The sequence below is a fragment of the Streptomyces sp. NPDC097107 genome (assembly GCF_044762405.1).
Lineage (GTDB): Bacteria > Actinomycetota > Actinomycetes > Streptomycetales > Streptomycetaceae > Streptomyces > Streptomyces thinghirensis.
In genome coordinates, this window is sequence record NZ_JBIWEF010000007.1 from 409,185 (window position 1) to 421,987 (window position 12,803).

Consider the following 12,803-nt stretch of genomic DNA (forward strand, 5'->3'; position numbering starts at 1 on the left):
TTCCGGCCTGTGTCGGGACATCCCGGCATCAGGCCACGCGGTACTGCTCGTCCCGTGCGTCGGTGAGGAACATCTGCCCCGGTGCGTGGGTGAGGGCGAAGGGCGGCCGCGAGGCCATGACCGCCGCCTGCGGGGTCACCCCGCACGCCCAGAACACCGGGATGTCGTCCGGCCCGGCGTCCACCGGGTCGCCGAAGTCCGGCCGGTCCAGGCCGTCGATGCCGAGCGCCGACGGGTCCCCGCAGTGCACCGGGCCGCCGTGCACGGCGGGGAGCAGACCGGTCTCGCGGATCGCCGCCGAGAGGTGGGCGGGCGGCACCGGACGCATGGACACCACCATCGGCCCGCGCAGCCGCCCGGCCGGACGGCACTGCCATCCGGTGACGTACATCGGGACGTTGCGCCCCTGCTCGACGTGGCGGATCGGGACGCCGGCCGCGGTCAGCGCCCACTCGAAGGTGAAGCTGCAGCCGATCAGGAACGACACCAGGTCGTCCCGCCAGTGCGCGCGTACGTCCGTCGGTTCGTCCACCAGTTCGCCGTCCCGCCACACCCGGTAGCGCGGCAGATCGGTGCGCAGGTCGGCGCCGTCGGCGAGCGCGGTGGTCCAGGACCCGGCGTCCGTGACGTCCAGCACCGGACAGGGCTTCGGGTTGCGGGTGCAGAACAGCAGCACGTCGTACGCCCAGTCGGCGGGCACCGAGATCAGGTTGGCCTGGGTGTGGCCGGCCGCGACTCCGGCCGTGGGGCCGGCGAGCCCTTCCCGGAAGCGGGAGCGCGCCGCTGCCGGGCTCCACGCGCGCGCGTGCTCGTCGACGAGGGCGATCGGCCGGTCCCCCGACACGTGGTGCGAGTGCTTCATGCCAGTTCCCTTCCGCGTGTCTCGGGCAGCCCCAGCAGAGCCAGCGCCGCGATGCCGTAGCCGATGGCGCCGAAGACCAGCGCGCCGCCCACGCCCCAGCTGTCGGCCAGGAAGCCGACCGTGGTCGGGAACACGGCGCCCACGGCGCGTCCGGTGTTGTACGTGAAGCCCTGGCCGGCACCGCGTACCGCCGTCGGGTACAGCTCGCTCAGGTACGAGCCGAAGCCGCTGAAGATCGCCGACATGCAGAAGCCGAGCGGGAAACCGAGCACCAGGAGCAGGGTGTTGGCGCCGCTGGGGATGTTCGCGTACGCCAGGATGCACAGCGCCGACAGCAGCGCGAAGAGCCAGATGTTGCGTTTGCGGCCCAGCCGGTCGGTGAGGTAGCCGCCGGTGAGGTAGCCGATGAAGGCGCCCGAGATGAGGAAGGTCAGGTAGCCGCCGGTGCCGACGACCGACAGGTCGCGCTCGTCCTTCAGATACGTCGGCACCCAGGTGGCGAGGGTGTAGTAGCCGCCCTGGACGCCGGTGGAGAGCAGGCTCGCCCAGAGCGTGACGCGCAGCAGGCCCGGCGAGTCGGCCGTACCCGGCTTGAAGATCGCCGCGAACGAACCCTTCCCCGCACCCTTCCCGCGGGCCTCGGCGGCCTTGGGCGCGTCGTGGACGCTGCGCCGCACCCAGACCACGAGCAGCGCGGGCAGCGCGCCGGTCCAGAACATCACGCGCCACGCCAGATCATCGCCGACCAGCGAGAACACCAGCGTGTACACGACCACGGCGAGCGCCCAGCCCACGGCCCAGGAGCTCTGGATCGCGCCGAGGGTACGGCCCCGGTGCTTGGCGCTCGCGTACTCGGCGACCAGGATCGCGCCGACCGCCCACTCGCCGCCGAAGCCCAGGCCCTGCAAGGCGCGGAAGACCAGCAGCGTCTCGTAGTTGGGCGCGAAACCGCAGGCCACCGTGAAAACGGCGTAGGTGATCACGGTGAGCAGCAGGGCCTTGACCCGGCCGACGCGGTCCGCCAGGACGCCCGCGAGGGCGCCGCCGATCGCCGAGACGACCAGCGTGACCGTCGTGAGCAGACCGGTCTGACCGCTGTCCAGGCCGAAGTACGCGGCCAGCGCGACCATGGTCAGCGGCAGCGTGAAGTAGTCGTACGAGTCGAGCGCGTAGCCGCCGAACGCGCCGCCGAAGGCGCGGCGACCCCGCGGGCCGAGGGCGCGCAGCCAGCCGAACGGGCCGTTGTCCGAGGTGTTCCCGCCCGTGCCGGTGGGACGGGTCTCGGCGGGTGGGGCCTGCGGCGGAGGGGTTGTGCTCATGGGCACCTCGCAGTGGGAGGACGGAGGGTGCTTGTCGAGGGTGAGCCGGTCGTGCGGCGGCGCGGGTGGGGGAGCGGGGCGCCGTGTCGTCACTTCATGGCACCGTAGGGGATCGTTCAACGATCCCTCAATACTCGTGTTGTTTCGTTCTGGTATCTGCGATTGAATTCCGGGCATGGCAGAGCAGTTGACGGGACTGGCCGACGACCGCGCCCTCCTCGGGCGGACCAGCACCGCCGAGCGGGTCTCGGACATTCTCAGGAGCCGGATCGCCGAGGGTTACTTCCCGCCCGGGACCCGCCTGTCGGAGGACGGCATCGGCGGCGCGCTCGGCGTCTCCCGGAACACACTGCGCGAGTCGTTCCGGCTGCTCACCCACGAACGCCTGCTCATCCACGAGCTGAACCGCGGTGTCTTCGTCCGGGTCCTGACCGTCGAGGACGTCGAGGACATCTACCGCACCCGCGCCCTCGTCGAATGCGCCGTCGTCCGGGGCCTCGGGGAGCCGCCGTACGGCCTGGAGGGACTTGCCGGGGCCGTCGAGGACGGGCGCCGGTCGGCCCGCGAGGGTGACTGGAAAGCCGTGGGTACGGCCAACATCCACTTCCACCGGGAACTGGTGGCCCTCGCCGGCAGCGAACGCACCGACGAGCTGATGCGCAGCGTCTTCGCCGAACTGCGCCTCGCCTTCCATGTCGTGGACGACCCGAGGCGCCTGCACGAGCCGTACATCGCACGGAACGCGGAGATCCTCGCGGCCCTGGAGACGGGCGAGCGGGAGACGGCCGAGCGGCTGCTCGCGGTCTACCTCGAGAACTCCCTGAAGCGCGTCGTGGAGGTCTACCTGCGGCGGGTCGGCGACGAGGGACAGGGAGTGTCGTCCGGATCCGGCCGGCCCCGGGCAACGGTGCCTCGCGACTGACCCGGCGACCCCGGCAGGATCCAGACGACACGCACTGGGCCACCGCGGGCGGGACCGCGAACCGGGGCGGGCCGCCCCAGGAGCCTGTCGCGTCGGGGCCCATCTGCGTCGTTTGGGTCGTTGTCAGACCGAGGACCTAGTCTGTGCACCGTGACTTCGCCTGCATCGACGGACAGCGTTCCGCCCCAGCTCAGCGCTGGGCCGCGCCCTGCCCCGGGCCCGGCCGCCGACGAGGGGCTGGCGCGGCGGCTGCGCGCGCTCGCCTGCACGGCGCCGCTGCACGACCTCGACGCACGCAAGGCCAACCTCGCGGGCGAGTACTCGGTGTACGGCATGGCGGAGGTCGCCCTCTCCGCCATCGACCTCGTCACGCTGAACATGGACTTCGACACGGGCGCCGACCACGACCAGATAGTGGCCCGGCTGATCCCACGCGTCGCGGCCCAGGCCCCGGCCCGGCCCGCCGCCGAGCACGAGCGGGTGGCCCGCTGGGTCCTGGAGAACCTGATCAACGTCGGCAGCGTCGACCGAGGCTTCCGCGCGGTGTACGGCACCTTCGGGCCGGACGGCACCTATGTGCGCCGCGACTACGACTTCAAACTGCTGGAGGAGGTCCCCGGCCCCGGTGGCACCGTCTACCTGCGCACCACCGACGAGGCGGTCAACGTCCTCGTCGGCGCCCTGGACACCGACGTCACCAGCGCCCAGATCGCCGCCGAGGTCAAGCTGGAGGTGCTGATCAGCCGCGGTCGGCTCGCCGACGCCCAGCTCGCCGCCGAGCAGGCCCGGTACCGGACCGTGCAGTACTCGGAGACCCTCCGCAGGGCCCTGGACGCCACCCGGCGCAACGTCCGCGCGGTGGACTGGCTGAGCGCCGTCCCCGACATGATCGCCGAGGCACTCGACCACGTCGCCGACCGGTACCGCCACGAGAACGCGATCCTCACCAACATCCGCAAGGCGCGCGACGAGTCCGAGGACCTCGAGCACAAGCGCCGCGCCGCCGAGCTCGTCGACATCGTCAAGGACTGCATCCGCCGCCACACCCAGCTCCAGTCCCGCCTCCTGGAGGCAGGCCCGCTCTTCCGCGCCGAACAGGACCGGCAGGCCTTCGCCACCCCCCTGACCACCTCGGGCCTGGACCTGTACGGCCATCTCGTGGCCCCCGTCCTGCCGTTGCCCCTGGAGCGGGCGCTCCGCGTCACCGACGCCTTCTTCGCCCGCGGCACCGGTATGCGCACGCCCGTCTCCGTCCGGGTCGGGGACCTCGTCGACATACTCCTGACCCCGCCCGTGGAGCGGGAGCACCTGGGCGCCGAGATGCCGGAACCCGACCTGATCGCCACCCCGGACGACAGCCGCTTCAGCGAGGAGCAGCTCGCGGCGGCCATGGAGCTGCTCGACCTGCCGCACGACGCCCCGCGCCGGCTGTCCGGGCTGCTCGCCGACGCCCGTGCCCAGGACCCCGAGCTGCCGTACCTCGTCGCGCTGCTCGCCGTCCATGCGGCCAGCCCGCCCGTCGGCACCGCATACCGCCAGGGCGAACCGAAGCTCCTGTTCGCCGTGGACGACGGCACCGAACTGGACGACCCCGAGTTCGGCGGCGCCGACCTCGTCGTCGGCACGGCACTGCTGGACGCGGCCGGGATGGCAGCGGACCGCACCGAGGCGGCATGACCGGCTCCCACGACCTCGCCCCCGAGCACCAGCAGCGAAAGCACCAGCACCAGCACCAGCACCAGCAGAGCAAGGAGTACCGACCGTGACCGAGCACGTCGACCGGAGCGAACCGGAGGCGGGTGCCGCGCCGGCCACCGCGGCCGTCACGCCCGCCGACGCCGCCGACGCGGCGCGGCTCGTCGCCTTCGGCCTCCAGCCCAAGCTGCTGCCCGCGCGCGACCAGGAGTACGCCGACCTGCTGCGCCGCTACCGAGAGGACCCGCCCTTCGCCCGGCTCGCCGACGCCGTGGCGGCCGGCCTCGGGCTGATCGTCCTGGAAGTGTCCCCGCGCGCGGGAATGGCCGTGACCGCCGCCGAGGACTCGGTGTTCGCCGTCCGCATGGGCGACTACGCGCGCCGTGCCGCCACCGACGCCGGCGACCGCTTCCTGCACGGACTGGCCCACCTCGCCGTAGCCGCCATGGCCTACCCGCGCCCCGAAGACCTCGCCGACGACGGCTACATCGGCCGCGTCACCGTCAACGGAGTGGACGCCTTCGTCCGCCAGGCCTGCCGACGACTGGAGGAGCGGGCGGAGGAACAGGGCGAGAACACCGACCCGGCCTCCGACGCCCCGGGCCTGGAGTCGGCCTGGCGGATCTGGGTCAGACGCAGCGCGACCGGCGCCACCAAGGACGCGCGCAGACTCCCCGGCTCCACCACCGGCATCGTCGGCAAGGCCGCCGCCTTCCTCACCGAGTCCGGATTCCTCCAGCGCACCGGCGACGACAACGGCGGCACCTACCGCACGACGGCCCGCTACCAGCTCCAGGTGCGCGACATGGCGGGCAGCGCCGCCATGGCCGAGTTGCTGGACCTGGGAGTCGTCCCGGTGACCGACGGCACGGCGACCCTGCTGCCCGCCGACGAGACGGAGGACCTGGAACTGGCCGCCGACGCCGGACTGCCGTTCCACTCCTCCTGACACCGCTTACGCCCCCCACACCCCCACTTTCACGAAGACTTACGAGAGTCCGCCATGTACGAGCTGTCCCGGGTCCGCCTCTACTCCATCGGACCCGCCGGTGCGCGCTACGCCGACACCGTGCTTGACCTGCGCGGTGTGGGCGAGCCCGTGCCCGATCCCGCGCCCGCGCAGGCGGAGTTCTTCGAGGAGGAGCCCGTCGGCCCGCCGCGCCGGCCCGCGCCGGCCGGCGTGCTCTTCCTGGAGAACGGCGGCGGCAAGTCCGTCCTGCTCAAGCTGATCTTCTCGGTGATGCTGCCGGGCCATCGCAACACCCTGGGCGGCGCCAGCTCCGGCGTGCTGCGCAAGTTCCTGCTCGCCGACGACTGCGGACACGTGGCGCTGGAGTGGCAGCACGTGCGGACCGGCGAGTGCGTCGTCGTGGGCAAGGCCAGCGAGTGGCGTGGCCGCCAGGTCTCGGGCGACCCGCGGAAGTTCGCCGAGGCCTGGTACTCCTTCCGTCCGGGCCCCGGAATGACCCTGGACAACCTGCCCGTCGCCGAGGCCACCGCCGTACGCCCGTCGGTCGAGGGCGTCTCCGGCGCGCAGGGCCGGCGCCGCACCATGAAGGGCTTCCGGGACGCCATCACCGAGGCCGGCAAGGCCTACCCGCACCTGGAGGTGCACTGGGAGGAGATCCACGACCGCTGGATCGAGCACCTCGGCGACCTCGGCCTCGACCCCGAACTCTTCCGCTACCAGCGCGAGATGAACGCCGACGAGGGCGAGGCGGCCGGCCTCTTCGCGGTCAAGAAGGACTCCGACTTCACCGACCTGCTGCTGCGCGCCGTCACCGACACCCGCGACACCGACGGACTCGCCGACCTGGTCAGCGGGTTCGGCAACAAGCTCGGCCGGCGCGCCGAGCTGATCGCCGAACGCGACTTCACCGCCGGGTCCGTCGACCTCCTCGGCCGGATCGTCGAGGCCGCCGACGCCCGCACCCGCGCGCGGGACATCCACACCGCCGCCGAACGCCGGACCAGGACCCTGGCCCGCCGGCTCTCCGCCCGCGGCACCAGGGAGCGGGTCCGGGCCGGCGATCTCGCCCAGCGGGTCACCGCCGCCGCCTACGCCGTCACGCACGCCGAGTCGGCCCGGGACCGCAGTTCCGTCATCGCCGCCGAACTCGCCTACCGGCACGCCTCACTGGCCCTGACCGGAGCCGAGAAGTCGGCCGCCGCGCAGAAGCGCGAACTCGCCGACGCGCGCACCCTGCACTCCGCCTGGCAGGCCGCCGAGGCCGTGCTGCGCCACCGCGCCGCCGCCGACCGCGTCGCCCGCGTGTCCGCCGCCATCCAGGAGGCCGAGCGGGACGCGGCCCCCGCGCTCGCCGCCCGCGCCAAGGCCGCCGTCGAACTCGTCCGCGCCCTGCACGCGGCGGCCGGGAAGGCCGAGCACCACGCCAACGAGGAGGAGGAGCGGTCCGCCTCCCTCCAAGAGGTCAGCGACGCCGCCCACCGGGACTCCACCACCGCCGCCACCGAGGCGCAGCGCGCCCGCAGCGAGGCCGGGCACCTGCGCCAGCGCCTCACCGAGGTCGAGCAGGAGACCGCCGAGGCGGTCCGCGCCGGCTGGCTCGACGACAGCACGCCCGACGCCAACCCCGCCCGCGCCGCCCTCGCGGCCAGCGACGCCGAGAAGACGACCGTCGCGGCCTGGGACACCGCCCGTGAGGCGGCCCGCCGGTCCACGGAGCACGCGCGCGAGGCCGCCGCCGCGGAGAGCCGCGCCGAACTGACGGCGGCCCGCGCGGCGGACGCGGCCACCGCGGCCGAGCGTGCCTACGAGGCCGAGCATCGCACGGCCGAGGCCCTGACGGCCGAGGAACGGCTCGCCGAACTGCTCGGCCTGGCCGCCGAGACCCGCCCGGGCATCCCCCAGCCCCGCCAGGACGCGGACCGCGACTCCCGGACCACCGCCCCCAGGGCCTCGGAAGGGGCGCTGACCCCCGAGGAACTCGACCGCTTCGCCGACGAGCTGCGCGAGCTGCTCGACGGCACCGTCTCCTCCGCCGAGCGCCAGCTGTTCGAGCTGCGCACCGCCGCCGCCGACGACTCCCGCATCCTCGGCGCCCTCGGCGACGGCGGGCTGCTGCCGCCCGGCCCGGACGTACTGGCCACCGTGGAGTTCCTCGGCGAGCACGGCATCCCGGCCCTGCCCGGCTGGCGCTACCTCGCCCAGGCCGTCGACCCCGCCGACCACGCGCGCGTGCTGGCCGCCCGTCCCGAACTGGTCGACGGCGTGATCATCACCGACCCCGACTCGCACGCCCGCGCCCGGGACGTCCTCGGTGACGCGGCCCTGCTGCCGCGCTCCGCCGTCGCCGTGGGCACGGCCGCCGCCCTGCTCGCGCCCACCCCGGCGCCGGACTCCGACACCGGCACCGGCGATGTATTCCTCGTACCGCCGAACCCCGCCATGCACGACGAGCACGCCGCCGACGAGGAGCGGCACGCGCTGCGCGCACGGGCGACGGAGCGGGACGAGGAGATCCGCTCCCTCGCCGCCCGGCTCGGCAAGGACCGGGAGCTGGCGGCCCGGCTCGCCTCCTGGCGCACCGGCTGCCCCGCCGGTCGCCTCGCCGAGCTGGCACGGACCGCGGGGGAGGCGCGCGCCTTCGCCGAGGAGGCCGAGGCCGAGTTGACCGAGGCGCGAACCGCGCGGGCCGAGGCCGACGAGAGCGCCGCCGAGGCCGTACGGATGCGGGACGAGCGGCAGGAGGCCGCGCAGAAGGCCCGCCGCGCCGCCGACGCCCTCGCCGGACTCGCCTTCCGGCTGCGCGAGCGCGCCGGCTGGCAGGCCAGGCTCCGCGAACTGGCCGACGAGGGAGCCGAGGCCGAGGCCCGCGCCCAGGCCTGCCTGGAGCGCGCCCGCGCCGCCGACGAGGACCGCCGCGCCGCCCAGCGGACCGCCGACGACGCCCGCCGCACCGCCCGCACGCTGCGCGCCGAGCGCTCCGAGATCGCCGGCGCTCCCGACGACGTACCGCAGGACGCACCGGACGACGGCACGGACGCGCCGAAGGAGTCCCTGCCCGCTCTCCGCGAGGCCTACCGCGCCGCCTCCCAGCTCTACGAGAAGGTCGGCGTCGGCGCCGACCTGCGCGCCGAGCAGGCCCGCGCGGAGAGCGACGAGAGCGCGGCCCGCGCCGACCTGGACCGGCTCAGCAACAAGGTCCGCACTCGGGCCGGGCAGCTGCTGGAGTCGCCCGACGGCTCCGACGGGCCGTCCCGGCAGGCCGCCACCGCCCGCGCCGAGGAACTGGTGCAGCTGCTGGAGACCCGTATGTCGAGCGCGAGCGAACAGCTCGGCCGGCTGCGCGGCGAGGCCGAACGGCTCGCGCCCGAGGACGGCGCCGCCCACACCGAACTCCCCGAGGAACTCCTGCCGCGCGACGCCGAACACGCCCAGACCCTGCTGCGCACGGCGACCGCCGAACTCGCCTCGCGCACCGAGGCACTGACCCAGGCCCGCGAGGCCCACGCCGAACTGCTCGACACGCACCGCGCCGCCGAGGACGCGGCCGGCGGATTCGACGAGATCGCCGCCATGCTCCGCGACCTGCTGCGCGAACACGCCCCCGAGGAGGAGCGGGAGGAGCCCGAGCCCTACCCGGGCACTCTGGAGGAGGCCCGCCAGTCCGCCGCCGAGGCCCGCCGCTCCCTGCGCGGCTGCGCCGCCGACCTGTCCGCCGCCGAGGCCGCCGTACGAGAGGCGAGCGACATCCTCGTCCGGCACGCCAACTCCACGCGCTACGAGCAGGTACGCACCCCCGCCCGCCAGCAGATCCGCGAGCTGCCCGCCTCCGCGCTGCCCGAGCACGCGGGCAAGTGGGCGGACGCCTTCGCGCCCCGCCTCCGCGTCCTGACCGACGAACTGGCCCAGCTGGAGCGCAACCGCGACTCGATCGTGGACCGGCTGCGCGGCCTCGTCGAGTCGGCCCTCGCCACCCTGCGGTCCGCCCAGCGGCTCTCCCGGCTGCCGGAGGGCCTCGGTGAATGGTCGGGGCAGGAGTTCCTGCGCATCCGCTTCGAGGAACCCGACCAGGCCACGCTCACCGAGCGGCTCGGCGAGGTCGTCGACGAGGCCACCCGAGCGGCTGTCAGGAAGAACTCCGACCTGCGCCGCGACGGCATGTCCCTGCTGCTGCGCGGCGTCGCCGCCGCCCTGACGCCCAAGGGCGTCGCCGTCGAGATCCTCAAGCCCGACGCCGTACTGCGCGCCGAGCGCGTCCCCGTCGGCCAGATGGGCGACGTCTTCTCCGGCGGCCAGCTGCTCACCGCGGCCATCGCCCTGTACTGCACGATGGCCGCGCTCCGCAGCAACGACCGGGGCCGCGACCGGCACCGCCACGCCGGCACCCTGTTCCTCGACAACCCCATCGGGCGCGCGAACGCCACCTACCTGCTGGAGCTCCAGCGGGCCGTGTCCGACGCACTCGGCGTCCAGCTCCTGTACACCACCGGCCTGTTCGACACGACCGCGCTCGCCGAGTTCCCGCTGGTCATCCGGCTGCGCAACGACGCCGATCTCAGGGCCGGCCTCAAGTACATCAGCGTGGAGGAACACCTGCGGCCGGGATTGCCCCAGCCGGTCCCGGCCGGTGAGGGCGAGGGAGAAGCGGTGCACAGCGAGATCACGGCGACGCGCATGTACAAGCGCCCCGCACAGTCACCCGCCTAGCCTAGGGGGAGCCGGCAGCACCGGAGCCAGGGCCACCGAGCCGTTCCAACAGCCACTCGTGGAAGATCCCGATGTGGTGCTCGGTCGGCACCAGAACACCGCCCGCTCGGTAGGCCCGGGAGGACATCGCCGGCTGGGTCCGCTCGCAGGCCGCGAAGTCCTGTGTGTTGACCCGGTGGAACAGCTCCACGGACCGGGACAGATCCGCTCCCGAGGCCACGACGTCCGGTGCGTACAGCCAGTCGCACTCGACGACCGTGCGGTCCTCGGCGAGCGGGAACATGCGGTGCAGGATCACATGGTCCGGTACCAGATTGACGAAGACCGTCGGCTTGACGGTGACGGCGTAGTAGCGGCGGTCCTGGTCGTTCGCCACTTCGGGCAGCCTGCCGAAGCCCTCACTGCCGTCCACTGTGAAGCCCTTCACCCCCTCGCCGAACTCGGCGCCGTGGCCCACGTAGTACTGGGCCGCGTAGCCGTCGGCGAACTCCGGCAGCACGTCCGTGAGTTCGGGATGGATGGTCGCGCAGTGGTAGCACTCCATGAAGTTCTCGACGATCAGCTTCCAGTTGGCGCGCACGTCATAGGTCATTCGCCGGCCCAGCGCCAGCCGCTCCGTCCCGTACCGCTCGATCGCGGCCGCGTCGCCGAGCCGTTCGACGGCCGCCCCCATCACGGTCTCCTCGAAGGAGGGTGGCGTGTCGGCCAGGCACACCCAGGCGTAGCCGAGCCACTCGCGCAGGGCGACCCCGACCAGGCCGTACGCGGAACGGTCGACGTCCGGCATCTTCGTCAGGTTGGGCGCGGCCACCAGCCTGCCGTCGAGGTCGTACGTCCACGCGTGGTACGGACACTGGAGGCCGCGGCGCACCTGCCCGGACTCCTGCGTGCACAGCCGTGCCCCGCGATGCCGGCAGATGTTGAGGAAGGCCCGCAGTCCACCCGCTCGGGTACGGGTGACGAGGACGCTCTCCCGGCCGACCTGAACGGTGCGGAAGGCGCCGGGCCGGTCCAGGTCGGCGCCGCGGACGGCACAGAACCACGTCGCCTCGAAGACGTGCCGCTGCTCCTGACGGAAGACCTCCGGGTCGGTGTAGTAGGTGCCCGGCAGGGTCGCGATGAGGCTGGGGGACGAGGGGGACAGGGGGGTCGTCGTCACGTGAGTGCTCCTGGGACGGGCGCGGCGGCGAGTCGGGCCGGGTCGAAAAGACCGATGGGGTGGGCGGTGCTGCCGGTCAGGGCCAGGTCGGCGAGGATCTCCCCGACGACGGGCACGAACTTGAAGCCGTGCCCGGAGAAACCGCAGGCCACGATGGTCGAGTCGGGGTGCGCGGGGTGCCGGGCGATGACGAAGTGTTCGTCCGCTGTGGTGGTGTACATGCAGGTCGCGGCCTTGAGGAAGGTCCCGGGCAGATCCGGGATGCGGCTGGACATGTGGTCGGCCATCGCCTCGACCTCGTGGTCGTACACCGTCCGGTCGATGGTCTCCGGGGTGGTGGCCCGCCCCTTGCGGAAGAAGGCGACCTTGGCACCCATGCCGGGGCCGTCGATGGCCGGGAAGCCGTACACCTGGACGCCGGCCGCGTCCTCCCAGACGTAGACCGGCTGGCTGCCGGGGAGGAAGGGAGGAGTGCCGTGCTTCGGCTGGAACCAGTACATGACCTGCCGTTCGACCGTGAAAGGCACGCCAAGGTCCGCCAGCAGCCGCGGTGCCCAGGCGCCCGGGCAGATCACCAGCCGGGAGGCGGTGTAGGTGTTCTCGGCGGTGTGCACCCGGACGCCGTCCCGGTACGGCTCCCAGCGCGTCATCGGCTCGTCGAAGTGCAGGTCGGCGCCCTGCCGGGTGGCGAGCTGGAGGTGGGCGGCGACGGTGTTCTCGGGGCGCAGGAGACCGGCCTTGGCCTCGTACAGCGCGACTTCGTCGTCCGCCGGGGTGAGTGTCGGGAAACGGCGGCGGATCTCCCGGGCGTCCAGCATCTCGTGGGGCAGGTCCCACTCGCGTGCCGAGCGAAGCGAGCCCGAGACGGTCCGCGAGTCGGGCCGGCCGACCATCACCCCGCCGCACAGGACGGCGACGTCCCGGCCGGTGGCCCGCTCCAGGTCCTCGTACAGCTCGTAGGCACGCAGGAGGAGAGGCACGTACGCCGGATCCTCGAAGTAGGACTGCCGGGTGACCCGGGAACCGCCGTGGCTGGAGCCCCGGTTGTGCACCGGGCCGAACTTCTCCAGGCCCAGCACCCGGGCGCCCCGCGCGGAGAGGTGGTGCGCGGCGGCGCTGCCCATGCCGCCGAGGCCGATGACGATCACGTCGTAGGTGGGGGACATCGGGAG

Annotated in this window: 8 protein-coding genes; 4 read left to right on the forward strand and 4 right to left on the reverse strand. The window is 73.4% G+C overall.

Features of this window, described 5'->3' with window-relative positions:
- Positions 1-28 precede the first annotated feature (28 nt).
- Both ACIQ1J_RS19660 and ACIQ1J_RS19665 read right to left on the reverse strand, forming a co-directional pair.
- Positions 29-862, reverse strand: coding sequence for a putative hydro-lyase (locus ACIQ1J_RS19660; protein ID WP_403558161.1), 834 nt, complete (start codon positions 860-862; stop codon positions 29-31).
- Positions 859-2,181, reverse strand: a complete 1,323-nt coding sequence (locus ACIQ1J_RS19665) for an MFS transporter (protein WP_403558163.1) — start codon at positions 2,179-2,181, stop codon at positions 859-861. The genes ACIQ1J_RS19660 and ACIQ1J_RS19665 overlap by 4 nt, the downstream gene beginning before the upstream one ends.
- 175 nt (positions 2,182-2,356) lie before the next feature.
- Here ACIQ1J_RS19665 and ACIQ1J_RS19670 point away from each other — a divergent pair, with 175 nt between their 5' ends.
- From ACIQ1J_RS19670 to ACIQ1J_RS19685, 4 genes are all read left to right on the forward strand, one after another.
- The gene (locus tag ACIQ1J_RS19670) at positions 2,357-3,103 is read left to right on the forward strand and encodes a GntR family transcriptional regulator (RefSeq protein ID WP_403558165.1); all 747 of its coding nucleotides are present in this window, start codon (positions 2,357-2,359) and stop codon (positions 3,101-3,103) included.
- Positions 3,104-3,253: 150 nt separating this feature from the next.
- Positions 3,254-4,780, forward strand: a complete 1,527-nt coding sequence (locus tag ACIQ1J_RS19675) for a hypothetical protein (protein WP_403558167.1) — start codon at positions 3,254-3,256, stop codon at positions 4,778-4,780.
- An 85-nt stretch (positions 4,781-4,865) separates the two neighbouring features.
- Positions 4,866-5,747 (forward strand): hypothetical protein, encoded by an 882-nt coding sequence (locus ACIQ1J_RS19680; protein WP_403558169.1) that lies wholly within the window; start codon positions 4,866-4,868, stop codon positions 5,745-5,747.
- A 54-nt stretch (positions 5,748-5,801) separates the two neighbouring features.
- On the forward strand, positions 5,802-10,472 hold the full coding sequence (locus ACIQ1J_RS19685) for a hypothetical protein (protein WP_403558171.1): 4,671 nt from the start codon (positions 5,802-5,804) through the stop codon (positions 10,470-10,472).
- 1 nt (position 10,473) lies between these two features.
- On the opposite strand, the gene ACIQ1J_RS19690 is transcribed toward ACIQ1J_RS19685, so the two are convergent.
- Positions 10,474-11,631 (reverse strand): aromatic ring-hydroxylating dioxygenase subunit alpha, encoded by a 1,158-nt coding sequence (locus ACIQ1J_RS19690; protein WP_403558173.1) that lies wholly within the window; start codon positions 11,629-11,631, stop codon positions 10,474-10,476.
- Positions 11,628-12,797: an N-methyl-L-tryptophan oxidase gene (solA, locus tag ACIQ1J_RS19695; RefSeq protein ID WP_403558175.1), complete on the reverse strand. Its 1,170-nt coding sequence runs from the start codon at positions 12,795-12,797 to the stop codon at positions 11,628-11,630. Before solA ends, ACIQ1J_RS19690 begins: the two co-directional genes overlap by 4 nt.
- Positions 12,798-12,803: the final 6 nt, after the last annotated feature.

Excerpts from the sequence above, each read along its gene's own strand:
- ACIQ1J_RS19660 (WP_403558161.1), bottom strand. The coding sequence starts at position 862 with ATGAAGCACTCGCACCACGTGTCGGGGGACCGGCCGATCGCCCTCGTC.
- ACIQ1J_RS19665 (WP_403558163.1), bottom strand. The coding sequence starts at position 2,181 with ATGAGCACAACCCCTCCGCCGCAGGCCCCACCCGCCGAGACCCGTCCC.
- ACIQ1J_RS19670 (WP_403558165.1), top strand. The coding sequence starts at position 2,357 with ATGGCAGAGCAGTTGACGGGACTGGCCGACGACCGCGCCCTCCTCGGG.
- ACIQ1J_RS19685 (WP_403558171.1), top strand. The coding sequence starts at position 5,802 with ATGTACGAGCTGTCCCGGGTCCGCCTCTACTCCATCGGACCCGCCGGT.
- solA (WP_403558175.1), bottom strand. The coding sequence starts at position 12,797 with ATGTCCCCCACCTACGACGTGATCGTCATCGGCCTCGGCGGCATGGGC.